At 63.1% G+C, this 24,581-nt stretch carries 25 protein-coding genes; 16 read left to right on the top strand and 9 right to left on the bottom strand.

The genetic code is table 11. From position 1 onward, the window contains the following. Positions 1 to 35: 35 nt before the first annotated feature. Positions 36 to 914 carry a 50S ribosomal protein L11 methyltransferase gene (gene prmA, locus ACZ889_RS00960; RefSeq protein WP_003249700.1) on the bottom strand — a complete coding sequence of 293 codons (879 nt, stop codon included), beginning with the start codon at positions 912 to 914 and terminating at the stop codon, positions 36 to 38. Positions 915 to 1,030: 116 nt separating this feature from the next. After that, positions 1,031 to 1,486, bottom strand: coding sequence for a MaoC family dehydratase (locus ACZ889_RS00955; RefSeq protein ID WP_003249703.1), 456 nt, complete (start codon positions 1,484 to 1,486; stop codon positions 1,031 to 1,033). Between the two features lie 143 nt (positions 1,487 to 1,629). On the opposite strand from ACZ889_RS00955, the gene ACZ889_RS00950 reads away from it, so the two are divergent. Genes ACZ889_RS00950 through ACZ889_RS00940 form a run of 3 tightly spaced genes read left to right on the top strand, consistent with a single transcriptional unit; the run spans position 1,630 to position 3,305 of the window. Further along, positions 1,630 to 1,992: a CidA/LrgA family protein gene (locus ACZ889_RS00950; RefSeq protein WP_012053815.1), complete on the top strand. Its 363-nt coding sequence runs from the start codon at positions 1,630 to 1,632 to the stop codon at positions 1,990 to 1,992. Then, positions 1,989 to 2,705: an LrgB family protein gene (locus ACZ889_RS00945; protein WP_004576852.1), complete on the top strand. Its 717-nt coding sequence runs from the start codon at positions 1,989 to 1,991 to the stop codon at positions 2,703 to 2,705. Before ACZ889_RS00950 ends, ACZ889_RS00945 begins: the two co-directional genes overlap by 4 nt. 9 nt (positions 2,706 to 2,714) lie before the next feature. Continuing rightward, complete coding sequence (locus tag ACZ889_RS00940) at positions 2,715 to 3,305, top strand: LON peptidase substrate-binding domain-containing protein (RefSeq protein ID WP_003249708.1); 591 nt, start codon at positions 2,715 to 2,717, stop codon at positions 3,303 to 3,305. Between the two features lie 111 nt (positions 3,306 to 3,416). Here the strand turns inward: ACZ889_RS00940 and ACZ889_RS00935 are convergent, their stop codons facing one another. Then, the gene (locus ACZ889_RS00935; protein ID WP_180689199.1) at positions 3,417 to 4,733 is read right to left on the bottom strand and encodes a bifunctional DedA family/phosphatase PAP2 family protein; all 1,317 of its coding nucleotides are present in this window, start codon (positions 4,731 to 4,733) and stop codon (positions 3,417 to 3,419) included. A 2-nt stretch (positions 4,734 to 4,735) separates the two neighbouring features. Next, a complete protein-coding gene (locus ACZ889_RS00930; protein ID WP_180689200.1) occupies positions 4,736 to 5,404 on the bottom strand; it encodes a DNA-3-methyladenine glycosylase in 669 nt (222 codons plus the stop codon). Between the two features lie 329 nt (positions 5,405 to 5,733). Between ACZ889_RS00930 and ACZ889_RS00925 the strand changes: the two genes are divergently transcribed. The 13 genes from ACZ889_RS00925 to ACZ889_RS00865 all read left to right on the top strand — a co-directional run bounded on the left by ACZ889_RS00925 (position 5,734) and on the right by ACZ889_RS00865 (position 18,117). Further along, positions 5,734 to 7,005 (top strand): glutamate-5-semialdehyde dehydrogenase, encoded by a 1,272-nt coding sequence (locus ACZ889_RS00925; protein WP_004576854.1) that lies wholly within the window; start codon positions 5,734 to 5,736, stop codon positions 7,003 to 7,005. Next, a complete protein-coding gene (nadD, locus tag ACZ889_RS00920) occupies positions 6,974 to 7,666 on the top strand; it encodes a nicotinate-nucleotide adenylyltransferase (protein ID WP_100773459.1) in 693 nt (230 codons plus the stop codon). The genes ACZ889_RS00925 and nadD overlap by 32 nt, the downstream gene beginning before the upstream one ends. Before the next feature lie 43 nt (positions 7,667 to 7,709). Next, complete coding sequence (rsfS, locus tag ACZ889_RS00915) at positions 7,710 to 8,129, top strand: ribosome silencing factor (RefSeq protein WP_009685825.1); 420 nt, start codon at positions 7,710 to 7,712, stop codon at positions 8,127 to 8,129. 10 nt (positions 8,130 to 8,139) lie between these two features. Beyond that, positions 8,140 to 8,607, top strand: coding sequence for a 23S rRNA (pseudouridine(1915)-N(3))-methyltransferase RlmH (gene rlmH, locus ACZ889_RS00910; protein ID WP_003249722.1), 468 nt, complete (start codon positions 8,140 to 8,142; stop codon positions 8,605 to 8,607). 16 nt (positions 8,608 to 8,623) lie between these two features. Beyond that, positions 8,624 to 10,513, top strand: a complete 1,890-nt coding sequence (gene mrdA / locus ACZ889_RS00905) for a penicillin-binding protein 2 (protein ID WP_003249725.1) — start codon at positions 8,624 to 8,626, stop codon at positions 10,511 to 10,513. A gap of 38 nt (positions 10,514 to 10,551) precedes the next feature. Beyond that, the gene (gene rodA / locus ACZ889_RS00900) at positions 10,552 to 11,655 is read left to right on the top strand and encodes a rod shape-determining protein RodA (protein WP_003249727.1); all 1,104 of its coding nucleotides are present in this window, start codon (positions 10,552 to 10,554) and stop codon (positions 11,653 to 11,655) included. A gap of 17 nt (positions 11,656 to 11,672) precedes the next feature. Further along, positions 11,673 to 12,683 carry a lytic murein transglycosylase B gene (gene mltB / locus ACZ889_RS00895; protein WP_476257123.1) on the top strand — a complete coding sequence of 337 codons (1,011 nt, stop codon included), beginning with the start codon at positions 11,673 to 11,675 and terminating at the stop codon, positions 12,681 to 12,683. Then, positions 12,683 to 13,684, top strand: coding sequence for a septal ring lytic transglycosylase RlpA family protein (locus ACZ889_RS00890; RefSeq protein WP_180689201.1), 1,002 nt, complete (start codon positions 12,683 to 12,685; stop codon positions 13,682 to 13,684). Before mltB ends, ACZ889_RS00890 begins: the two co-directional genes overlap by 1 nt. A gap of 220 nt (positions 13,685 to 13,904) precedes the next feature. Continuing rightward, entirely contained in the window at positions 13,905 to 15,065 is a 1,161-nt protein-coding gene (locus tag ACZ889_RS00885; protein ID WP_003249733.1) for a D-alanyl-D-alanine carboxypeptidase family protein, read from the top strand. A 73-nt stretch (positions 15,066 to 15,138) separates the two neighbouring features. Continuing rightward, positions 15,139 to 15,414 carry a DUF493 domain-containing protein gene (locus ACZ889_RS00880; protein ID WP_003249736.1) on the top strand — a complete coding sequence of 92 codons (276 nt, stop codon included), beginning with the start codon at positions 15,139 to 15,141 and terminating at the stop codon, positions 15,412 to 15,414. Further along, the gene (gene lipB / locus ACZ889_RS00875) at positions 15,414 to 16,061 is read left to right on the top strand and encodes a lipoyl(octanoyl) transferase LipB (RefSeq protein WP_003249738.1); all 648 of its coding nucleotides are present in this window, start codon (positions 15,414 to 15,416) and stop codon (positions 16,059 to 16,061) included. The genes ACZ889_RS00880 and lipB overlap by 1 nt, the downstream gene beginning before the upstream one ends. A gap of 2 nt (positions 16,062 to 16,063) precedes the next feature. Further along, positions 16,064 to 17,080: a lipoyl synthase gene (lipA, locus tag ACZ889_RS00870; RefSeq protein WP_003249742.1), complete on the top strand. Its 1,017-nt coding sequence runs from the start codon at positions 16,064 to 16,066 to the stop codon at positions 17,078 to 17,080. A gap of 98 nt (positions 17,081 to 17,178) precedes the next feature. Further along, positions 17,179 to 18,117 (top strand): S66 peptidase family protein, encoded by a 939-nt coding sequence (locus tag ACZ889_RS00865; RefSeq protein WP_476257122.1) that lies wholly within the window; start codon positions 17,179 to 17,181, stop codon positions 18,115 to 18,117. A gap of 33 nt (positions 18,118 to 18,150) precedes the next feature. Here ACZ889_RS00865 and ACZ889_RS00860 read toward each other — a convergent pair whose 3' ends face one another. From ACZ889_RS00860 to leuS, 5 genes are all read right to left on the bottom strand, one after another. After that, positions 18,151 to 19,467 carry a lytic murein transglycosylase gene (locus ACZ889_RS00860; protein WP_121784115.1) on the bottom strand — a complete coding sequence of 439 codons (1,317 nt, stop codon included), beginning with the start codon at positions 19,465 to 19,467 and terminating at the stop codon, positions 18,151 to 18,153. 60 nt (positions 19,468 to 19,527) lie between these two features. Continuing rightward, positions 19,528 to 19,692, bottom strand: a complete 165-nt coding sequence (arfA, locus tag ACZ889_RS00855; RefSeq protein WP_180689202.1) for an alternative ribosome rescue factor ArfA — start codon at positions 19,690 to 19,692, stop codon at positions 19,528 to 19,530. A gap of 483 nt (positions 19,693 to 20,175) precedes the next feature. Then, complete coding sequence (holA, locus tag ACZ889_RS00850) at positions 20,176 to 21,213, bottom strand: DNA polymerase III subunit delta (RefSeq protein ID WP_003249749.1); 1,038 nt, start codon at positions 21,211 to 21,213, stop codon at positions 20,176 to 20,178. A gap of 39 nt (positions 21,214 to 21,252) precedes the next feature. Continuing rightward, positions 21,253 to 21,858 (bottom strand): LPS-assembly lipoprotein LptE, encoded by a 606-nt coding sequence (locus ACZ889_RS00845; RefSeq protein WP_014592529.1) that lies wholly within the window; start codon positions 21,856 to 21,858, stop codon positions 21,253 to 21,255. Between the two features lie 61 nt (positions 21,859 to 21,919). Beyond that, positions 21,920 to 24,526, bottom strand: a complete 2,607-nt coding sequence (gene leuS, locus ACZ889_RS00840) for a leucine--tRNA ligase (protein WP_476257121.1) — start codon at positions 24,524 to 24,526, stop codon at positions 21,920 to 21,922. Positions 24,527 to 24,581: the final 55 nt, after the last annotated feature.

Raw genomic sequence — 24,581 nt, 5'->3', positions numbered from 1 at the left:
TCCGGGAGCTGTGCAGAAAAGTATTCTAGGCCCGCTTAGCGACGCCGACCACTGATGCGCACCCAGCCGTCGCGCACGACGATCGGGTCCAGTTCAAAGTCGGCGGCATAAGCGGCGGCCACGTCTTCACCTTGCTCGGCGAGGATGCCCGACAGCGCCAGCAGGCCACCTGGGCGAACCAGGCCGGACAACTGTGGCGCCAGCGACACCAACGGGCCGGCGAGGATGTTGGCAACCAGCACGTCGGCCTGCATCGCCGGCATGTGTTCGGGCAGGTACAGCGCCAGTTTCTCGTCGGCAATGCCGTTGCGTTGGGCGTTGTCGCGCGAAGCCTCGATGGCCTGCACGTCGATGTCGGTACCTACCGCTTCGCGAGCGCCCAGCAGCAGCGCAGCGATGGCCAGGATGCCCGAACCGCAGCCAAAGTCCAGCACCTGGGTGCCTTCAAGCTGCTGGCCGTCGAGCCATTCCAGGCACAGGGCCGTGGTGGGGTGGGTGCCGGTGCCAAAGGCCAGGCCCGGGTCGAGCAGCAGGTTCACGGCGTCCTTTTCCGGGGCATCGTGCCAGCTGGGCACGATCCACAGGCGGCGGCCGAAGCGCATCGGCTGGAAGTTGTCCATCCAGCTGCGCTCCCAGTCCTGATCCTCGATCACCTCGGCCTGGTGCTCGGGCAGCTCGGCGCCGGTCAGCAGGCGCAAGTGGGCGAACACCTGTTCAGGGTCGGCATCGGCCTCGAACAGCGCCAGCAGGTGAGTGTGCGACCACAGCGGGGTGGTGTTGAGGTCTGGTTCGAAGATCGGTTGATCTTCGGCATCCATGAACGTGACCGAGACGGCGCCTACTTCAAGTAGCGCATCTTCATAGGTTTCGGCTTGTTCCGGGCTGATGGCCAGGCGTACTTGCAGCCAGGGCATGGCGGGCACCTTTGATAAATCGACAGGGGCAGCCCTAGGCTGCGCGAAGGCTGGCAGTTTACGCGAGTGCGGGGGATTTGTGGATCGGGGGCTGCACAGCAGCCCCCGGGCATGTATCAGACAAAACAGAGCGACAGCGACTCGGCTATATAAGCAGGCTTCTCTTCACCCTCGATCTCCAGCGTGGCAATCGCCTTGAGTAGCCACTGCCCCGGTTTTTTCTCGGTCACCTCGCCCAGCTTTACCTTCAGCCGAACCCGGCTGTCGACCTTGACCGGCTGAATGAAGCGCACGCTGTCCAGCCCGTAGTTCACCACCATCTTCAGCCCTTGCGGCAGAACGAGGATGTCCTCGATCAGCTTGGGGATCAGCGACAAGGTCAGGAAACCATGGGCAATCGTGCCGCCAAACGGGGTTTTTGCTGCCTTCTCAGGGTCGACATGGATGAACTGGAAGTCGCCGGTCGCCTCGGCGAACAGGTTGATGCGCTGCTGGTCGATCTTCACCCACTCCGAGTGGCCCAGCTCCTTGCCAACGTACTGCGAAAGCTCTGTAACCGGTACATGGGGCATCGCGGACTCTCCGGGTTGTCAGTTGGTACGAAAGTACAAGATCAGCACGGCGAACCGTTTCAGTCAAGTTGCCCGCTTTTCGGCGAATATCGGTCTATAGCTGAGCGTGCTTATAATGGCGGCCATGCCCGAGGGAGATGCTTATGCTGTTGCGTGGTTTGACCTGGCTGGTACTGTTCCAGCTGCTGGGGACGGCGATCAATCACCTGTTTGTGCCGTTTTTGCCCGGGCCGATCATCGGCCTGTTGTTGCTGCTGCTCTTCCTCATGGCCCGCGGTGAGGTCGGCAAGCCGCTGAACGAGGCCGCCAGCAGCTTGCTGCGCTATCTCCCGCTGCTGCTGGTACCGCCGGCAGTCGGGGTGATGGTATATGCCAAGGACATTGCCGCCGACTTCTGGGCGATTGTCGGGGCCTTGCTGATCTCCTGTCTGGTGACCCTGGTGTTCGTCGGTGTGCTGATGCAAAAGCTCATCCAGCGCCAGGGCAAGCGTGAGGAGCAGCCATGATGCTCGACTGGCAGGGCGCACTCGATGCGGTCATTCATCACCCATTGTTCGGTATTGGCATCACGCTGGGGGCCTATCAGGTAGTGCTCGCAGCCTACGAGAAAACCCGCTGGATCTTCCTGCAACCTGTACTGGTATCGATGCTGCTGGTGATCGGTGTGTTGCTGCTGTGCGGCATCGATTACAGCGAGTACCGCAAAAGCACCGAAATCATGAACATCCTGCTGGGGCCCGCTACGGTGGCCCTGGCTGTGCCGCTCTATCTCAACCTGCGGCGTATCCGCCAGCTGTTCTGGCCTACATTTACTACGCTGGTAGTCGGAGGCCTGTTCGCCACGCTCTGCTGCCTGGTGCTGGGCTGGTGGTTCGGTGCCGAGCACATGATCCTGATGACCATGGCGCCGAAGTCCGTCACCTCGCCGATCGCCATGCTGGTGGCTGAGCAGATTGGCGGCGTGGCGGCCCTGGCGGCAGTGTTCGTGTTGATTACCGGGGTGATCGGGGCGATCTTTGGCCCGGCGTTGCTGAGCCGCTTCGGCGTGCACAGCCCTGAGGCGCGCGGCATGTCGCTGGGCGTGACCGCACACGCAGTGGGCACTTCGGTGGCCCTGCAGGAAAGTGACGAATGCGGCGCCTTTGCCGCGCTGGCGATGAGCCTGATGGGAGTGGCTACAGCGGTGTTCCTGCCGCTGGCGGTCAGCCTGGTGGCTTGAGGAATTGTGATGACGCTACCGCTGTTTCCGCTCAATACCGTGCTGTTTCCTGGCTGCTTCCTCGATTTGCAGATTTTCGAGGCGCGCTACCTGGACATGATCGGGCGCTGCATGAAGCAGGGCGAAGGGTTTGGTGTGGTGTGCATCCTTGAGGGCGAACAAGTCGGCAAGGCGCCGCCGGTGGTCGCCTCGATCGGCTGTGAAGCGGTGATCCGCGACTTCGTGCAGCAGGATAACGGCTTGCTGGGTATCCGCGTCGAGGGCGTGCGGCGCTTCAATCTGGAAAGCTCCGAGGTGCAGAAGGACCAATTGCTGGTGGGCCAGGTGCAATGGCTGCCGGAGCAGGCCGACAGCCCGTTGCTGGAGGCCGATGACGACCTGCTGGCGCTGTTGGTGGCCCTGGGTGAGCACCCCATGGTCGAAGCGCTGGGTATGCCGCGCCCGGTGGACGGGCGTCAGGCGCTGGCCAATCAGCTGGCGTACCTGTTGCCGTTCATGGAAGAAGACAAGCTGGACCTGCTGACCCTCGATTCGCCGCAGCAGCGGCTGGGGGAAATCCAGAAGCTGCTGGAGCGGATTCAGGGTGAGTTGTTCGCCTGATGGTTCTGTATTGCCTGTGCCGGCCTATTCGCGGGTAAACCCGCTCCTACGACAAGCGCGATCCCCTGCGTAGGAGCAGGTTCACCCGCGAATAGGCCGGCACAGGCGACATCAATATTGATACCTGACCAACGCCTGCGGCAGTGCATGCATGGCGAAGAACGCCAGCAGCGCCACGCATGCCGGCAACACCAGCCACCACACCCGCAGCGGCAGGGCTGGCAGGGTCTGCTGGCGTTGTACCAATGTCAGGCTGAGTGCGCATACGCAACAGGCCAGCAGGGCCCCGGCCAGGATATCGGTTGGCCAGTGCGCCCCCAGGTACACCCGCGACAGGGCAATCGCCAGCGCCGGAATGCACCCCAGCATCACCCAGGTCAGGCGCATCCGTGGTGGCTGGCCACGCCCTGCCAGCACGGCCATTACCAGGAAGAACGCGAACGATGCCGAGCTGTGCCCGCTGGGCATGCTGTAACTGGTCAGTGGGTCGGTCAGTACTTCCGGCCTGGCCCGGGCAAATAGCCATTTCAGTGTGCCGTTGGCGATCGCCGTGCCCATCAACGCGCCCGCCGCGAAAAATGCGTGTCGCCATTGACGGGCAAGCAGCAGCAGGCCGGTCAGCAGGGCGCCGAGGAACAGCTGGGTGCGGAAATCGCCTAGCCGTGTCACCAGCACCACGGTGCTGTCGATGGCCTGGCTGCGATGCTCCTGGACCAGTGTCATCACGCCTTGGTCGAACTCATGGAAGTAGGGCCAGCCGAGGAATACACCGGCCAGGGCGATGAAGCTGAGCGCGGCAACCAGCCGGGTGCCGTGGCGCTGGTCACGCAGGCTGGTATTCAGGCTCAGGCCGATCAGCACTGCGAGGGCGCCGGCGATGATCCCGGCGTCCAGCCAGAAGCCTTCCGGCAGGGGCAGGCGCATGGCGGCGCCAGTGGCCCAGCCGGGTAGCAGGTAGGCGACCGACCAGCCGGCACCCGCCAGCAGGCTGACGGCGATGAAGCGCGGCAGGGGCATGTCGAACATGCCGGCGACCATTGGCAGCATCGGCCGCAGCGGGCCGATGAAACGGCCTACCAGCAGGCTGGCGATGCCATAACGCTGGAAGTAGCTTTCGGCGCTACCGATCCATTCCGGATGGTGGCGTATCAGCGGCAGCCGGCGGATGTTCTGGTGGAAGTACTTGCCCACTGTGTAAGACAAGGCGTCGCCCAGCAGGCCGCCGAGAAAACCGAGGAGCAGCGTTTCGCCCAGGCTGAACGCGCCGTTGCCGGCCAGTACCGCAACGGCGAACAGCAGTACGGTGCCCGGCACGATAATGCCGGCGATGGCCAGGCATTCGATGCAGGCCACCAGGAAAATCGCCAGGCCAAGCCACTGCGGGTTGGCGCTGAGCCAGCCGGTCAGGCTGTCGAGCCATTGGCCCATGTTCAGCTTCCTTGTTCGAGAATGAAGAAATCACGGCCTTCGACTTGGCCGCGACGTAACGGGTTCCGTGTGCAGAAACGGGCGTACCCGGCATCGACGAAGCGGTACGGCAGGTGCTCGTCGCGCCCGTGCGGGATGCCCAGGCGAGCGGCCTGGATCACCCGGGGCACGGCGTTGCCGCAGTCCTCGACGTACAGGCGTTCGGCGTCGAAACGCTGGGCGTCCCAATGCGGTACTTTCAGGCCCAGGGCCCGGCATAGCAGGGTCTGGCCGGCGCACAGGCGCTCTTGCGGGCGTATCTTGCCGCTTGCATCGGGGTTGTTCAGTTGCATCTGCGCCAGGCTGTCGGGCCCCGAGAGGGTGTCCTGCCAAGGATAGGCAGACTTGATCAGCACCGCGTTGCCCGGCCCGTGGGCGCTGAAGTTCAGCGAATCGCCGCCGCGGGCGTAGTACATGTAGATGTGCCCCCCATCCAGGAATAGCGCCTTGCGTTTTTCGGTGTAGCCGAGCGAAGCGTGGCTACCTTTGTCGGAAAGGTAGTAGGCCTCGGTCTCGATGATCCGCGCGGCCAGCCACAGGTCGCCGTGGCGGTGACGGATGACCTTGCCCAGCAGGGCCTTGGCCAGGGTCTGGGCGTCGCGGTCGAAAAAGCTGTCGGGCAGGGCTGGCATGCGGGCAGTTCGTGGCTGGAGAGGCGGGGATGATAGCAATGAATGGCTTAATCGAGGCTGAATCGGATGTTGATGTTGGCGGTGCCGGCCTCTTCGCGGGTGAACCCGCTCCCACCGGTATTGCATAGCGCCAGGCCCTGTGGAATGCCTGTGGGAGCGGGTTCACCCGCGAAAGGGCCGCAACGGGAGATGGAAATCTCGATAACCCCGGTTACATCTTTCCTACACATTGCCCCATCCATTTTCTACCATCCGCCACCCGCCGCTGGGCGTACACCTGCGCGGCAGTTATAATCAGCCGATTTCCCCTTCGCCAAGACACCGAACCCATGACTGAGTCCGTTCTTGACTATATGACCCGCCTGGGTCGCGCTGCCCGTGAGGCTTCCCGGGTGATTGGCCGTGCCAGCACCGCGCAGAAGAACCGCGCCCTGCAAGCCGCCGCCGACGCGCTGGACGCTGCCCGTGCCGAACTCACCGCTGCCAACGAGCTGGACCTTGCCGCCGGCCGCGCCAGTGGCCTGGAGCCCGCACTGCTCGACCGTCTGGCGCTGACCCCGGCGCGTATCGACGGCATGATCACCGGCTTGCGCCAGGTGGCCAGCCTGCCGGACCCGGTCGGTGCCATCCGCGACATGAGCTACCGTCCATCGGGCATTCAGGTAGGCAAGATGCGTACCCCGCTGGGGGTGATCGGGATCATCTATGAATCGCGTCCGAACGTGACCATTGATGCCGCCAGCCTGTGCCTCAAGTCGGGCAATGCAACCATCCTGCGTGGCGGTTCGGAAGCCATCCATTCCAACCGCGCCATTGCCACCTGCATTCAGCGTGGCCTGGCTGAAGCCGGCCTGCCGGCGGCGGTGGTGCAGGTGGTCGAAACCACCGACCGCGAAGCCGTGGGCGCGCTGATCAGCATGCCGGAATTCGTCGATGTCATCGTACCGCGCGGAGGCCGTGGCCTGATCGAGCGCATCAGCCGCGATGCCCGCGTGCCGGTGATCAAGCACCTGGACGGTATCTGCCACATCTATGTCAGCCAGCATGCCGACCTGGACAAGGCCTGGAATGTGGCTTTCAACGCCAAGACCTACCGCTATGGCATCTGCGGTGCCATGGAAACGCTGCTGGTCGACCAACAAGTGGCTGAGCGCTTCCTGCCAGAAATGGCCCGCCGCTTCGTGGAGAAGGGCGTGGAGCTGCGCGGTTGCGAGCGTACCCAGGCTATCATCAGCGCCAAACCGGCCACCGAAGCCGACTGGCACACGGAATACCTCGATGCGATCCTGTCGATTCGCGTGGTCGACGGCCTGAACCAGGCCATCGAGCACATCAACCACTATGGCTCGCACCACACCGACTCGATCATCAGCGAACACCAGGGTGAAGCCCGTCAGTTCATGGCTGAGGTCGATTCGGCGTCGGTCATGCTCAACACCCCGACCTGCTTTGCCGACGGCTTCGAGTACGGCCTGGGTGCGGAAATCGGTATTTCCACCGACAAGCTGCATGCCCGCGGCCCTGTCGGCCTGGAAGGCCTGACCTGCGAGAAGTATGTGGTGATCGGCGATGGCCAGTTGCGCGGTCAGGGGTCCTGCTGAGTTGAGCAAGGCCCAGGCAGTCCGGCGTATCGGCATTCTAGGTGGTACCTTCGACCCCGTGCATATCGGCCACTTGCGCAGCGCGCTGGAAGTGGCCGAGTTCATGGGGCTGGATGAGCTACGCCTGTTGCCCAATGCCCGGCCGCCGCACCGCGACACGCCACAGGTGGCCGCGCAGGATCGCCTGGCCATGGTCCGTGAAGCGGTGCAGGGCGTCGCTTGCCTGAGCGTCGATGCCCGCGAGCTGGAACGTGACAAGCCGTCGTACACCATCGATACGCTGGAATCGATCCGCGCCGAACTGTCCGGCCACGACCAGTTGTTCCTGGTGCTGGGTTGGGATGCCTTCTGTGGCCTGCCCGCCTGGCATCGCTGGGAAGAATTGCTGCAACACTGTCACATCCTGGTACTGCAACGTCCGGATGCCGACGTAGAACCCCCTGACGAGTTGCGCAACCTGTTGGCTGCGCGCTCGGAGAGCGATCCCACCGCCATGTCCGGCCCGGCGGGAAATATTTCGTTCGTCTGGCAGACGCCGCTTGCGGTGTCGGCTACACAGATCCGACAGCTGCTGGCCAGCGGCAAATCGGTGAGGTTCCTGGTGCCGGACGCCGTACTGGCCTATATCGAGGCGCACGAACTGTATCGTGCGCCCAACTGACGGTGCCTCTGGCGCCTCATCCAACGAGTTGAACGAGTTTTATATGACCAAGCAGAAAATTTACGGCGAAGAACTGGTCGCAGTGACCAAGGCAGCGCTGGAAGACGTCAAGGCCCAGGACATCCAGGTCATCGACGTGCGCGAGAAGCACAGCCTGACCGACTACATGATCATTGCCACCGGTACCTCCAACCGCCAGATCAACGCGATGGCCGAAAAGGTCCGTGAAGCAGTCAAGGCCAAGGGCGCCCAGCCACTGGGTGAGGAAGGCAAGGGCGACAGCGACTGGGTGCTGCTGGACCTGAACGACGTCATCGTGCACATGATGACCGCCGCTGCCCGCCAGTTCTACGACCTTGAGCGCCTGTGGCAGGGTGCCGAGCAAAGCCGTGCCGCCGATGGCAAGCACCACAGCCCGGACCATGCCCACGAGTACTCCGACAAGCTCAAAGACCGCGAATAAGGAAAGCGCTGTGCGTCTGCGCCTGATTGCGGTCGGCTCGCGCATGCCGAAGTGGGTCGAGGAAGGCTGGCATGAATATGCCAAGCGCCTGCCCGCCGAGCTGTCGCTGGAGCTGGTGGAAATCCCGCTGAATACCCGTGGCAAGAATGCCGACGTCGCCCGCCTGATCCGTCAGGAGGGCGAAGCCATGCTGAGCAAGGTGCAGCCTGGGGAACGCATTGTCACCCTCGAGGTCCATGGCAAGCCCTGGAGTACCGAACAGCTGGCCACCGAGCTGGACCGCTGGCGCCTGGATGCGCGCACGGTGAATTTGATGGTGGGTGGCCCGGAGGGCCTGGCGCCTGAGGTTTGCGCACGCGCCGAGCAACGTTGGTCGCTGTCGCCGCTGACGTTGCCGCACCCGTTGGTAAGGATACTCATCGGCGAGCAGATCTACCGCGCCTGGACCGTGTTGTCCGGGCACCCTTACCACAAATGAGCCTGTAAGCAGTCCGATGTCGCAGCCGATCCGTCTCAAGGACCACGAGAAAGACGCCCGCCTGGTGCGCAACCGCGTCGTGGTCGGCGCAGTCGCGATCATGCTGCTTGTGTGCGTGTTGATCGCACGGCTGTACTACCTGCAGATCATCCAGTACGACTACCACTCCACGCTGTCGGAGAACAACCGGGTGCATGTGCAGCCGATCCCGCCGACCCGCGGGTTGATCTTCGACCGCAACGGGGTGATCGTTGCCGACAACCGGCCCAGCTTCAGCCTGTCGATGACCCGCGAACGTGCGGGTAACTGGCAGGAAGTGCTGGATACCATCGTCGAAGTGCTTGAGCTCACCGCTGACGACCGTGCCCTGTTCGAGAAGCGCATGCGCCAAGGCCGCCGGCCATTCGAGCCGGTGCCGATTCTGTTCGAGCTCAACGAAGAGCAGATTGCCCGCGTGGCGGTAAACCAGTTCCGCCTGCCGGGTGTCGAGGTGGTGGCCCAGCTGGTGCGGCATTACCCGCAGGGTGCGCATTTTGCCCATTCGGTGGGTTATGTAGGGCGGATCAACGAGAAAGAGCTGAAAACGCTCGACCCGGTGAACTACAGCGGTACCCACCATATCGGCAAGACCGGCATCGAGCGCTTCTACGAGGCCGCCCTGCACGGTCAGGTGGGTTACGAGGAAGTCGAGACCAACGCCCGTGGCCGGGTGCTGCGGGTGCTCAAGCGCACCGACCCGAAGCCGGGCAAGGACATTGTGCTGAGCCTGGACATCAAGCTGCAGGAGGCCGCTGAAGCCGCCCTGGGAGGCCGGCGTGGTGCAGTGGTTGCGCTCGACCCGCGAACCGGCGAGGTGCTGGCGATGGTGAGTCAGCCTAGCTTCGACCCCAACCTGTTCGTCACCGGCATCAGCTTCAAGGCCTATGCCGAATTGCGCGATTCGATCGATCGGCCGCTATTCAACCGCGTGCTGCGTGGCCTGTACCCGCCGGGGTCGACCATCAAGCCGGCGGTGGCTATTGCCGGTCTGGACAGTGGCGTCGTGAATGCCAGCAGCAGGGTGTTCGACCCTGGCTACTACCAGTTGCCCAACTACGACCATAAATACCGTAACTGGAACCGCTCCGGTGATGGCTGGGTCGACCTGGACACCGCCATCATGCGCTCGAACGACACCTACTTCTATGACCTTGCGCACAAGATGGGCATCGATCGGTTGTCCAGCTACATGAACAAGTTCGGTATCGGCCAGCGGGTTTCCCTCGATATGTTCGAGGAATCTGCCGGGTTGATGCCGTCGCGCGAATGGAAGCGTGCCACCCGTCGCCAGGCCTGGTTCCCCGGCGAAACCCTGATTCTCGGCATCGGCCAGGGTTACATGCAGGCCACGCCGCTGCAGCTGGCCCAGGCCACTGCATTGATCGCCAACAAAGGTGTGTGGAACCGCCCACACCTGGCCAAGACCATCGAAGGCCTGCCGCCGGTAGACGACAACCCCATGGAAGACATCGTGCTGCGTGACAAGTCCGACTGGGCCAAGGTCACCCATGGCATGGAACAGGTGATGCACAACGCCCGCGGTACCGCGCGCAAGGCAGCAGCCGGTGCCCAGTACCGCATTGCCGGCAAGAGCGGCACCGCCCAGGTGGTGGCGATCAAGCAGGGCGAGAAGTATGACCGCAACAAACTCCAGGAGCGCCACCGCGACCATGCCTTGTTCGTCGCGTTTGCCCCAGCCGAAGCCCCGAAAATCGTGGTTTCGGTGATGGTCGAGAACGGTGAGTCCGGCTCGGGTGTCGCCGCTCCGGTGGTACGCCAGATCATGGACGCCTGGCTGCTCGACGAAAATGGCCGGCTCAAACCCGAGTTCGCGCCCGCCACCGTTACCCAGGAATCAGCCCTGTGATGAACAATTTCGATCGCATGCTCTCCAGCGAGGATGTGATGCGTCGGCGTGCGAGCTTTCTGCAACGCATCCATATCGACGGCCCCTTGCTGATCATTCTGTTGACCCTTGCAGCCGGCAGCCTGTTCGTACTGTATTCGGCCAGTGGCAAGAACTGGGACCTGCTGCTCAAGCAAGCCACCTCGTTTGGCATCGGCCTGGTGTCGATGTTCGTCATCGCCCAGCTGGAGCCGCGCTTCATGGCGCGTTGGGTGCCGCTGGCATACCTGGCCGGGGTGCTGTTGCTGGTAGTGGTGGACGTGATGGGCCACAACGCCATGGGGGCCACACGCTGGATCAACATTCCTGGGGTGATCCGCTTCCAGCCCTCGGAATTCATGAAGATCATCATGCCGGCGACCATCGCCTGGTACCTGTCCAAGCGCACCTTGCCGCCCCATTTGAAGCACGTGGCGATCAGCCTGGTGCTGATCGGCGTGCCGTTCATGCTGATCGTACGTCAGCCCGACCTGGGGACTGCGCTGCTGATCCTGGCCTCCGGCGCCTTCGTGCTGTTCATGGGCGGCTTGCGCTGGCGCTGGATCCTCAGCGTGCTGGCGGCAGCCGTGCCAGTCGCGGTGGCAATGTGGTTCTTCGTCATGCACGACTACCAGAAGCAGCGGGTATTGACCTTCCTCGACCCTGAAAGCGACCCGTTGGGCACCGGTTGGAACATCATCCAGTCCAAGGCGGCGATCGGCTCGGGCGGGGTGTTTGGCAAAGGCTGGCTGCTTGGCACGCAGTCGCACCTGGACTTTTTGCCGGAAAGCCACACCGACTTCATCATCGCCGTGCTCGGCGAGGAATTCGGCCTGGTCGGCATCTGCCTGCTGCTGATTGTCTACCTGCTGCTGATCGGCCGTGGCCTGGTGATCACCGCCCAGGCGCAGACCCTGTTCGGCAAGCTGCTTGCGGGCAGCCTGACCATGACTTTTTTTGTATACGTGTTCGTCAATATCGGAATGGTAAGCGGCCTTCTGCCCGTGGTGGGCGTGCCGTTACCTTTCATCAGCTATGGCGGAACATCGTTGGTGACGCTGCTGTCAGCGTTTGGCGTTTTGATGTCGATCCATACGCACCGCAAATGGATCGCGCAGGTTTGAATAAGGTGAACAATTTCATGCAAGCAGTGCGTAACTGGGCTGCCCGTTGTGCGCCTTGGATCGGTGCGGTGGGCCTGTTCGGCGCTGTACAGCTGGCCCATGCCGGCGAATACGACGGCTCGCCCCAGGTAGCCGCGTTCGTTGGCGAAATGAGCCGCGACTATGGTTTTGCGCCTGAGCAACTGATGGGTGTGTTCCGTGAGGTGCAGCGCAAGCAGTCGATCCTCGACGCCATATCGCGCCCGGCCGAGCGGGTCAAACCGTGGAAGGACTACCGGCCGATGTTCATCACCGATGCACGTATCGCTCGCGGTGTGGATTTCTGGCGTCAGCACGAGGCTGTATTGGCACGTGCCGAGCAGGAGTACGGCGTACCTGCGCAGTACATTGTCGCGATCATCGGCGTGGAAACCTTTTTTGGCCGCAATACCGGCAACTACCGGGTGATCGACGCCCTGTCGACGCTGGGCTTCGACTACCCGCCACGGGCCGAGTTCTTCCGCAAGGAGCTGCGTGAGTTCCTGCTGCTGGCCCGCGAGGAGCAGCTCGACCCCTTGACGCTCAAGGGCTCGTACGCTGGCGCCATGGGGCTGCCGCAGTTCATGCCAAGCAGCTTCCGCAACTACGCGGTGGACTTCGACGGGGACGGCCATATCAATATCTGGAACAACCCTGACGATGCTATCGGCAGCGTGGCCAGCTACTTCAAGCGCCACGGCTGGGTGGCCGGCGAGGGTGTGGTCAGTCGCGCCTGGGTGGAAGGTGAGCGCGCCGACGAAGGCCTGACCACCGGCATCGAGCCGGTGAAAACGGTAGGGGAGTTGCGTACGCTTGGCTGGTCGGTTCATGATTCGCTGCGCGATGATCTGCCGGTTACCGCCTTCCGTCTCGAGGGCGAGAGCGGCCCCGAGTACTGGATGGGCCTGAAGAACTTCTACGCGATCACTCGCTACAACCGCAGCGTGATGTATGCCATGGCGGTACATCAGCTTGCGGAACAGCTGGTTCAAGTACGGGGCGTCAAGTAATGCGCGCAATCATCTCTGGCAACGCTTTCAAGCTGCTCACCTGCCTCGCCGTCGGTGTGGCGCTGGCCAGCTGCTCTTCCAACCGGCCGGCCCCGAAAAGCAGTGGTAACGTCGTGCGCAGCCAGCCGGGCCTGGACATCAACCGGGCGCACAAGGACGGCGCACCGTGGTGGGACGTGGATGTGAACAAGATCCCCGATGCCACCCCGACCGTGCACACCGGTAACTACAAGGCCAACCCGTACACGGTGCTTGGCAAGACCTACTACCCGATGCAGGACTCGCGCAACTACCGCGCCGAGGGTACGGCATCGTGGTACGGCACCAAGTTCCACGGGCAGAACACTGCCAACGGCGAGCTGTACGACCTGTATGGCATGAGCGCAGCGCACAAGACCCTGCCTCTGCCGGCCTACGTCAAGGTGACCAACCTCGCCAATAACCGCAGCGTGATCCTGCGGGTCAACGACCGTGGCCCGTTCTATTCCGACCGCATCATCGATTTGTCCTATGCTGCGGCAAAAAAGCTCGGTTATGCCGAGATCGGTACCGCGCACGTGCGCGTCGAGGGCATCGACCCGCAGCAGTGGTGGGCCCAGCGTGGCCAGACCCCACCTATGGTGCTGAAAGAGCCGCAAGTGGCGCAGACCCAGGCAATACCGGCCAGTACCGGGCGTGTCGAGCAATGGACCCCGCCGCCACAGCAGCACGCCGCGCCCGTGGTACCGGTGCAGGTGGGTGGCAACAACGTGCCCGGCGGTAACGGTGGCAGTTTCTTGCAGGTAGGCGCGTTCGCCAACCCGGACGCTGCCGAGTTGCTGCGCGCCAAGCTCAGCACCATGGTCAATGCACCCGTGTTCATCAGCTCGATCGTGCGTAACCAGCAGACCCTGCACCGCGTGCGCCTGGGGCCGATCGGCAGTCAGGGCGAGATCCAGCAAGCACAAGACAGCATTCGCCTGGCGAACTTGGGGCAGGCAAAGCTGGTCACAACAGACTGACTGTGGGGGCGGGCGCGCCTGCGAAGACGGCAACACCAAACTATCGGTTTTGTCATGAATTGCCGGTCGCGGCCATGTACAATGACCGCTTTTGCCCGCAGCGACATAAAGCCGCACGTTCGCGGGCCAGGCCATTGGCCATAAAACTAGACTGACTGGCGCTGGGCACATGATCTTGCCCAGGGAACATCTCAGACCATTAGCGATTTTCGAGAGACGGATGAACATCACCAACCTTGCCAAACGACTTTGCCTGCCTGTACTGCTGCTGATCACGCCTGCCGCCTTCGCGGCGGAGCAGATGACGCCTGCGCCACCCCAACTGGCAGCCAAGTCCTACGTACTCATGGACGCGTCCAGCGGCAACGTGCTGGTCGAGAACAACGGTGACGAGCGCCTGCCGCCAGCCAGCCTGACCAAGCTGATGACCGCCTACATCGCCACCCTGGACATCCGCCGCGGCCAGATCGGTGAAAGCGACCCGGTTACTGTCAGCGAAAACGCATGGCGTACCGGCGGTTCGCGCATGTTCATCAAGGTTGGCAGCCAGGTCACGGTCAGCGACCTGCTGCACGGCATCATCATCCAGTCCGGTAACGACGCCTCGGTCGCCTTGGCCGAGCACATCGCCGGCAGCGAAGACGCCTTTGCCGACATGATGAACAAGACGGCTGCCGACCTGGGCATGACCAACAGTCACTTCATGAACCCGACCGGCCTGCCGAACCCCGAGCACTACTCGTCGGCGCACGACATGGCAACCCTGGCCCGTGCGATCATCAATGTCGACCCGGCCCACTACGCCATCTACTCGCAGAAAGAGTTTTTCTGGAACAACATCAAGCAGCCTAACCGCAACCTGCTGCTGTGGCGCGACAAGACCGTCGATGGCCTGAAAACCGGTCACACCGACGAAGCCGGCTACTGCATGGTGGCGTCGGCCGTTCGTGACGGCCAGCGCCTGATCGCCGTGGTGTTCGGTACCAACAGCGAACAATCGCGTGCTGCCGAAACCCAGAAGCTGCTGACCTACGGTTTCCGCTTCTTCGAAACCCAGACCTTCTACCAGAAGGGCACCGAGCTGACCCAGGCCCCGGTCTGGAAGGGCGCTACCAGCCAGATCAAGGCTGGCCTGGCTGACGACCTGACCATGACTATGCCTAAAGGCCAATTGAAGCGCCTGCAGGCTTCGATGACCATGAACCCGCAGCTCACCGCACCGATCGCCAAAGGTGACGTGATCGGCAAAGTGGAAGTCAAACTGGACGAGAAAGTGGTTCACAGCGCCGACCTGATTGCCCTTGATGGCGTCGAGGAAGGTGGTTTCTTCCGCCGTATGTGGGATAGCATCCGTCTATTCTTCTACGGGTTGTTCAACTGATACGTGACCTGCATGCCCCCGCGCCTACCGCGGGGGTGTTGTTGTTGCCACGGCTTACGAGGCCGTTTCCGCCATGAGCGAACCAGACGTCAAGTCGCACAAGATCGAATTCCCTTGCGACGATTACCCGATCAAGGTCATCGGTGACACCGTTGTCGGTTTCAAGGACACGGTCATCGAGATTCTCAGCAAGCACGCCAAAGTCGACCTTTCCACCCTGGCCGAACGCCAGAGCAAGGAAGGCAAGTACACCACCGTGCAATTGCACATCGTTGCCGAAAGCGAGAACCAGTTGCACGATATCAACAGCGCCCTGCGCGCTACCGGCATCGTGAAAATGGTGCTTTGATGTCCGCCTGCCTCGGTTTTCGCGAGCTTGGCCTGCAGCCCTATGAACCGGTGCTGGAGGCCATGCGTCGTTTTACCGAGCAGCGCAGCCCGGACAGCCAGGATGAAATCTGGCTGGTGGAGCACCCTGCGGTCTTCACCCAGGGGCAGGCCGGCAAGGCCGAGCACCTGCTGGTGCCGGGCGACATCCCGGTGGTGCAGACCGACCGCGGCGGCCAGGTCACTTACCATGGCCCCGGGCAGCTGGTGGCCTACCTGCTGCTGGATGTGCGCCGGCTGGGCTTTGGCGTGCGTGAGCTGGTCAGCCGTATCGAGCTGGCCCTCATCGACCTGCTCGCCAGCTATGCTGTTCAGGCGTCTGCCAAGCCCGATGCCCCGGGTGTCTATGTCGACGGAGCGAAAATCGCCTCCCTCGGCCTGCGAATTCGCAACGGCCGTTCGTTTCACGGCCTTGCCCTGAACGTGGACATGGACCTTGCGCCATTCCGCCGAATCAACCCCTGCGGCTATGCGGGGCTGGCGATGACCCAGCTGCGCGACCTGGCAGGTCCGATCGAACTCGACGAGGTCAGGACAAGGCTGCGCGGACAGCTGGTCAAGCACCTCGACTACGCTGAGCAGACGACCCTCACGGGCGGAATCGACTGAATATGACAACTGTGCAAGAAGCCGTGCCGAACCTGATACCTACCCAGGATGCCACCCCGCGCCCAGCGCCGAAGAAGGTGGAAGCTGGGGTCAAGCTGCGTGGTGCCGACAAAGTCGCGCGCATCCCGGTGAAGATCATCCCTACCGATGAGCTACCCAAGAAGCCCGACTGGATTCGCGTGCGTATCCCGGTGTCGCCCGAGGTAGACCGCATCAAACAACTGCTGCGCAAGCACAAACTGCACAGCGTGTGCGAAGAGGCCTCCTGCCCGAACCTGGGCGAGTGCTTCTCGGGTGGTACCGCCACCTTCATGATCATGGGTGACATCTGCACCCGTCGTTGCCCGTTCTGCGACGTTGGCCATGGCCGACCGAAGCCGCTGGATCTGGACGAGCCGAAAAACCTGGCGGTTGCCATTGCCGACCTGCGCCTGAAGTATGTGGTGATCACCTCGGTGGACCGCGACGACCTGCGTGACGGCGGTGCCCAGCACTTTGCTGACTGCATCCGGGAAATCCGTGCGCTGTCACCGGGGGTGCAGTTGGAGACCTTGGTGCCGGACTACCGTGGCCGTATGGACGTTGCCCTGGAAATCACCGCGCAAGAGCCGCCGGATGTGTTCAACCACAACCTCGAGACCGTACCGCGCCTGTACAAGGCCGCGCGCCCGGGTTCGGACTATGACTGGTCGCTGGACTTGCTGCAGAAGTTCAAGCAGTTGGTGCCGCACGTACCGACCAAGTCGGGCCTGATGCTCGGCCTGGGCGAAACCGACGAGGAAGTGATCGAAGTGATGCACCGCATGCGCGAGCATGACATCGACATGCTCACCCTCGGCCAGTACCTGCAGCCGTCGCGCAGCCACTTGCCGGTGCAGCGTTTCGTTCACCCGGACACCTTTGCCTGGTTCGCCGAGGAAGGTTACAAGATGGGCTTCAAGAACGTTGCTTCTGGCCCGCTGGTGCGTTCTTCGTACCACGCCGACCAGCAGGCCCACGAAGCCAAGATCAAGCTCTGAGCTATGCTCTAGCCTAGAGCGGAGCCACAGATGCCGATGCGCGCCCAAGGGCGGCATCGGCATTTTTGTTTGTGTCCCATGCGCTGCAAGGAGCCGCGATGTACTGCGCCAAAACCTTCCAACCCACCCTGCCAGCCGCGCTGCCGGCCAATGCATGTTTTGCCATTGTCGCCCCGGCGGGCGCGGCGCGGCTTGATGCGCACAAGGTTAGCCAGTGGTTCGTTGACCGCGGCTACCGTTGCCATATCTACCCGGGTGCCCTGCAAGCGCAGGGCTACCTGGCGGGGCCGGACCAGCAGCGCCTGCAGGACTTGCATGGAGCGTTTGCCGATCCGGCCATGGACGCCATCCTGTGCATGCGTGGGGGCTACGGCAGCATGCGCCTGCTTGACCAGCTCGACTTTGAACTGATCCGGCGCAACCCCAAGCCGCTGATCGGCTACAGCGACATCACCGCGCTGCATACGGCGATCTACCGGCATGCCGGGCTGCTGACCTTCCATGGGGGGATGCTCAATGCCGACCTGTTGGGGGCCAAGTTGCCACCGACCGAGTCGTCGTTGCTGGCGCAACTGGGTGGGCATGTGAGGGCAGGCGAGCAGGTCGCGCACCCGGCGGGCTTCGCATTGGACTGCGTGCTGCCGGGGGTGGCCAGCGGACCGCTGCTGGGTGGCAACCTGTCGATGCTGGGGGCGACCATGGGGACCCTTGCCGAGCTGGATACCCAGGGCTGCATCCTGTTCATCGAGGACGTCAACGAGCCGTTGTACCGGGTGGATCGGCTGCTGACCCAGTTACGCCTGGCAGGCAAGCTGGAGGGTATCAAAGGCGTGTTGGTGGGCGACTTTGCCGGGATTACCACAGCGGCGCTGACGCCGTTGCTGGAGGATACGTTTGCACCGCTGGGTGTGCCGGTGCTGGCGGGTTGGCGCAGCGGGCACTGTGACCCGAATGTCTGCTTGCCCCTAGGGGCTCGGGTGAGGCTGGACAGTGTTCAGCAAACACTGGTGCTGGAGCAGGATCTGTTCAGGGCGTGAGATTACCGGGGCCGCGCAGCGGCCCCGAAATGCTTACTGCTGGCGCAGGCTCTCAAGCAGCTTATGGGTCGGGTAGCCATCCGCCGGCCATCCCAGCCCTTGCTGGGCATTGCGGATCGCCTTGCGGGTATTGGCCCCGATAATGCCATCGGCATTACCCGCATCATGCCCGCGGCTGTTCAGCAAGTTCTGCAACTCCATGCGCTCGCTGCGGCTGAGCGGCAGGTCCTCTTTCGGCCAGCTGCCGGCAATGAAGCCCCAGCCGCTGAAGCGATCCCCGAGCAGGCTCACCGCCAGGGCATAGGACGACGAGTTGTTGTACTTGAGGATGGCGCGGAAGTTGTCCAGCACCAGGAACGCCGGGCCGCGTGCACCGGCCGGCAGCAGCAGGGCGGCAGACAGCTGGTTGCTACCTGGCGGCAGCTGGGTACCCGCTGGCAGTTTCACGCCCATCGCCAGCCATTCACTCACCGGTTTGCGCAGTGCACCATCGGCCTGCCAGAAGTCGAAGCCGGCCGGCACCTGTACCTCGAAGCCCCACGGTTGGCCGCGTTTCCAGCCCGAACTCTGCAGGTAGTGCGCTGTTGAGGCCAGGGCGTCTGGTGTGCTGTTCCAGATGTCGCGGCGGCCATCGCCGTCGAAGTCCACGGCATGGGTGTTGTAGGTGGTCGGGATGAACTGGGTCTGGCCCATGGCGCCGGCCCACGAGCCACGCATGGCTTCAGGCTGGATGTCTCCGTGCTGGATGATCTGCAGCGCGGCAATCAGCTGGTCCTGGGCGAACTGTGGTCGGCGGCCCTCATAGGCCAAAGTGGCCAGCGAGCGGATCACCGACTTGTTGCCCTGGAACTGGCCGAAGTTGCTTTCCATGCCCCACACCGCGACCAGCACCTGGCGGTCCACGCCATAGCGCTGCTCAAGGCGAGTCAGCAGCTCGGCGTTCTGCTCCAGCAGCTTCTTGCCGTTGCGCACACGCAGGGGCGACAGGGCGCCTTCGAGGTATTCCCACACCGGGCGGGTGAACTCCGGCTGGCTGCGGTCTGCCTTGATCACGTCCAGGTCGGGGGTGACACCGAGGAAGGCACGGTCGAAGGTGCTCGGCGAAATGCCGGCTTGCAGGGCCTGCTCGCGGAAGCCCGCTTGCCATTGGGCGAAGGTTTGCAGGGGCTGGATGTCAGTGCTGACGTCGGGCGTTGCGCCGGGCACGATCACCACGGGATTGGGTTGGGCAGGGGCCAGCGGCAGCGCGTCGGCGGCGGTGGGCTTTTCCGCACAGGCCACGAGCAGAATGAAGCTGGAGGCCGCGATCAGCTGGCGGGTTTCCCAGCGGGGGATAAGACGGAAGAGCATGCACAGATCCAGAGTTGCAGGTCAGGTGACGACCATACCATGCCTGCGCTTGCGATGCTTTCATGCAGCCAAAAAGTAGGAAGCCTCCCAATCTCTCGATTGGAAGGCTTCGCGGCGGTAGCTGCCTTTGCCCTTGTTCGGTTGTTCCTGTCGGCAGCGGAACAGTGGCTGGGCAACGATGGACTTGGCCTTGTTGTGGCCGTGCTTTTTCGGCTTTTTGCTCATGGCGGGCTTCCCGGGTTGGGTGGGTTCGGGCGCACTGTAGGCTCCCCGAAGGGTGGGGGCCAATTGATTGTGTATATGGTCGAGGCTCTGGTGCCTATGTGTAGGAGCGGGTTTACCCGCGAATACGGTGGCGGCTGCAACGGTGAACGGCGGGTGGAGATTGGTTAGCAGGCCCGGCCTCTTCGCGGGTAAACCCGCTCCTACGACGGCCTGCGCCCAACCTTCGATGCGTGTGTAGGAGCGGGTTTACCCGCGAATACGGTGGCGGCGGCAACGGTGAACGGCGGGTGGAGTTTGGTTAGCAGGCCCGGCCCTTTCGCGGGTAAACCCGCTCCTACTACGACCTGCGTCCAACCACCGATGCGTGTGTAGGAGCGGGTTTACCCGCGAATACGGTGGTGGCGGCAACGGTGAACGGCATGTGGAGATTGGCCAGCAGGCCCGGCCCTTTCGCGGGTAAACCCGCTCCTACGACGGCCGCAGTTACTCGGGAGGCAGGGCCAGGCGTTGGCCAGCCATCAACAGCGACAGCCGCGCCAGGCCAATCCAGGGCGAACCTTCAGCCTGCCCTTTGATCTGCGCATCGATTCGCTGGGCATCCTGCAGCAGTTGCGCCCAACGCTGCGCCGAGAGGCGCTGCAGGGCCTTGCTGACCAGCGGTCGGCGTTTGTCCCAGATGGGCGGGCGGGCCTGGCTGAACGCTTTGTCCAATGGCACGCCTTGGCTGAACTGCTGGGCTAGCCCAGCCAGTTGGCGCAGCTCACGGGCCAAGGCCCAGAGGATGACTGGCGGCTCCACACCTTCACCGCGCAAGCCTTCGAGCATGCGCAGGGCATGCGCAGCCTCGCCGTTGAGAATGGCATCAACCAGGCCGAAGACATCGAAGCGGGCACTGTCGGCGACGGCAGCCTGTACGGTTTCCACGGTGATCTGGCTACCTTCGGCCAGCAGCTTGAGTTTTTCGATTTCCTGCGCGGCTGCCAGCAGGTTGCCTTCCACGCGCGCGGCAATCAGGTCGACGGCATCACGCTGGGCTGACAGGCCGGCCTGTTGCAGGCGCTGGTTGATCCACTGCGGGAGCTGGTGCACATCCACCGGCCAGATCTGGATGAACTGGCAATGGGCGCCTTCGATCAATGCCTTGCCCCACTTGGTCTTCTGCGCACTGCTGTCGAGCTTGGGCAGGCTGATCAGCAGCAGCGTGTCTTCGGCGGGGTTGGCGCAGTATTCCATCAGCGCAGCGGCACCCTTGTCACCGGGCTTGCCCGAGGGCAGGCGCAGTTCCAGCAGGCGGCGCTGTGCAAACAGCGACAGGCTTGCACCGGCCTGGAGCAGGGTGCCCCAGTCGAAGTTGGCGTCGGCACTGAACACCTGGCGTTCATCGAAACCTTGCTGACGCGCGGCATTGCGGATGGCGTCGGCGGCTTCCTGGCACAGCAGCGGGTCGTCGCCGCTGACCACGTAGACCGGTGCCAGGGCGCCTTGCAGGTGCTTGTTGAGTTGGGCGGGGGCGAGTTTCATGGGGAACAGACGGGGCGCCCGAGGGCGCCCCTCGCGGGCTTAGTTGCCCGGTACTTCCAGTGGCGATTGCTGAGGCGTCTCGGCTTGCTGGCGGCGGGCAGCCTCCAGCGCGGCAGCTTCGGCTTGAGCGCGCTCGTCGGCTTTACGCTGCAGCTCATCCAGTTGGGACGGGGACAGCATCTGCAAACGTACGACCATGGCGTTGACCAGGTCGCGGCGCATTTCTTCGCGGGCGCGTTTGGCTTCCTGCTCGGAGCCGGTGATGTTCGAGCCGTCACGCACGTAGACCTTGCGCACCTCCAGCTTGTCGCTCATCAGCTCCAGGTTGTTCAGGCCCAGGATGCTGTAATCCAGCTTGGTGGTCAGCTCGTACTCGGCGGTACGGTTGCCGCTGTTGTAGGTAGCCGAGCGCTCGCGCTCCTGTTCGTTGGTCAGCACCAGGCGATACGGTGCGCCGGCGTGCACGTTGACGCCGCTACGTTCCAGCACTTCACGCAGCTGGACCACGGTCGGGCCATAGGCATTGCGCGCGCTGACGTCCATTTCCTTTACGCTCAGCTCGGTGGCGCCGGTGCCGCGCAGCTGGAAACCGCAGGCGCTGAGCATGACCGCCAGGCCGATTACCAGCAAATTGCGTTTGATCATGTTGTTGCTCCCTTTTGGGCCTGTTCCGCCCACCCGCAGCCAATGCGGGTGGGCGTTTTCATCAGTTGGCGACGATGTTGACCAGCTTGCCCGGTACCACGATGACCTTGCGGATGGTCAGGCCATCGATGAAGCGCAGGACATTCTCGTTGCTGCGGGCAGCGGCTTCGACTTCTTCGCGGCTGGCAGCGGCAGGCATCTCGACCTGGCCGCGCAGTTTACCGTTGACCTGAACCACCAAGGTAATGGAGTCCTGCACCAGCGCCTGTTCGTCGACGCTTGGCCAGGCGGCATCGATCACCGAGCCTGCGTGGCCCAGTTGCTGCCACAGCGCGTGAGAGATGTGCGGAGTGATCGGCGCCAGCAGCAGGGTGACGGCTTCCAGGCCTTCCTGCAGCAGGGCGCGATCCTGTTCGGTGGCTTGCGGGGCCTTTTCCAGCACGTTCATCACGGTCATCACCTGGGCGATGGCGGTATTGAACTTGTGGAACTGGCCCACGTCGGTGCTGGCTTGCTTGATGGCAGCGTGAATGGCGCGGCGGATGACCTTTTGCGCGTCGTCCAGGGCGGCAACATCCAGCTTGCCTGGCAGGCCCTGGCTGACGTGAGCCTGAGCCAGACGCCAGACACGGCGCAGGAAGCGGCTGGCACCTTCGACGCCGGAGTCGGACCATTCCAGGCTCATGTCGGGCGGCGAGGCGAACATCATGAACAGGCGGCAGGTGTCGGCGCCGTAGGCTTCGATCATGGACTGCGGGTCGACGCCGTTGTTTTTCGACTTCGACATTTTCTCGGTGCCACCGATTTCCACCGGCAAGCCGTCGGTCTTCAGGCGGGCGCCAATGATCTTGGCTTTGGCATCACGCTCGATTTCGACATCGGCCGGGTTGAACCAGTCCTTGCCGCCGTTGCTGGCAACGCGGTAGTAGGTCTCGGCGACCACCATGCCCTGGGTCAGCAGGTTCTTGAATGGCTCGTTCGAGGTGACCAGGCCTTCGTCACGCATCAGCTTGTGGAAGAAGCGCGCGTACAGCAGGTGCAGGATCGCGTGTTCGATACCGCCGATGTACTGATCTACCGGCAGCCAGTGGTTGGCGGCTTTAGGGTCGACCAGGCCTTTGTCGTAGTTTGGCGAGGCGTAGCGGGCGAAGTACCAGGACGACTCGACGAAGGTGTCCATGGTGTCGGTTTCGCGCTTGGCCGGAGTACCGCATTTCGGGCAGCTGCATTCGTAGAATTCAGGCATGCGCGCCAGTGGCGAACCGGCGCCGTCCGGCACCACGTTCTCCGGCAGGGTGACCGGCAGCTGGTCTTCCGGTACTGGTACGTCGCCGCAGGACGGGCAGTGGATGATCGGGATCGGGCAGCCCCAGTAGCGCTGGCGGCTGATACCCCAGTCGCGCAGGCGGAACTGCGTACGCGATTTGCCCAGTTCCTTGCGGATCAGGGCCGCTTCGATGGCGTCGAAGGCGCCAGCAAAGTCCAGGCCGTCGAACTCGGCGGAGTTGATCAGCTGGCCGTGCTCACCATAGGCGGCCTGCCACTCGCTGCCGACTTCATCGCCAGCGCTGGTGCGCACCACGGCCTTGACCGGCAGGTTGTACTTGTGGGCGAACTCGAAGTCGCGCTCGTCGTGGGCCGGCACGGCCATTACCGCGCCATCACCGTAGTGCATCAGCACGTAGTTGGCGACCCATACTGGCAGCTTCTCGCCAGTGAGCGGGTGCTCGACCAGCAGGGAAGTGGCCATGCCTTTCTTCTCCTGGGTGGCCATGTCGGCTTCGGCAACGCTGCCGCTCTTGCACTCTTCGATGAACGCCTGCAGCGCCGGGTTGCCCTGCGCAGCCTGGGTGGCCAGCGGGTGCTCGGCGGCGACGGCGACATAGGTGGCGCCCATCAGCGTGTCCGGACGGGTGGTGAAGACCTTGAGGGTGCCTTCGTGGCCGATGCTGGCCTTGTCGTACGGGAACTGGACTTCCATGCCGCGCGATTTGCCGATCCAGTTGCGCTGCATGGTCTTGACCTGCTCAGGCCAGCCCGGCAGCTCGTCGAGGCTCTCCAGCAGCTCGTCGGCGTAATCGGTGATGCGGAAGTAGTACATCGGGATTTCGCGCTTCTCGATCAGCGCGCCCGAACGCCAGCCACGGCCGTCGATGACTTGTTCGTTGGCCAGTACGGTCTGGTCCGCCGGGTCCCAGTTCACGGTACCGTTCTTGCGGTAGATGATGCCTTTTTCGAACAGGCGGGTGAACAGCCACTGCTCCCAACGGTAGTAGTCGGGTTTGCAGGTGGTGACTTCACGTGCCCAGTCGATGGCCAGGCCCAGGCTCTTGAGCTGGGTCTTCATGTAGTCGATGTTTTCGTACGTCCACTTGGCCGGGGCGACGTTGTTTTTCATCGCCGCGTTTTCCGCGGGCATGCCGAAAGCGTCCCAGCCCATCGGCTGCAGGACGTTCTTGCCCAGCATGCGCTGGTAGCGGGCAATCACGTCACCGATGGTGTAGTTGCGCACGTGGCCCATGTGTAGCTTGCCGCTCGGGTACGGGAACATCGATAGGCAATAGTAGGTGTCTTTGCCTGGCTGTTCGGTAACAGCGAACGATTGTTGCTCGTCCCAGAACTTCTGGGCGGCGGCTTCGATATCACGGGGCGTGTATTGTTCGTGCATGGCTACTTTTGGCTGAGAGAGAAGAGACCTTGTTCCAGGCAGCGGAACCTCGCTG

The sequence above is a fragment of the Pseudomonas sp. TE3895 genome (genome assembly GCF_056278855.1).
Note: the sequence above shows the minus strand (reverse complement) of the source record. Positions and strands in the feature narration are given on the sequence as shown.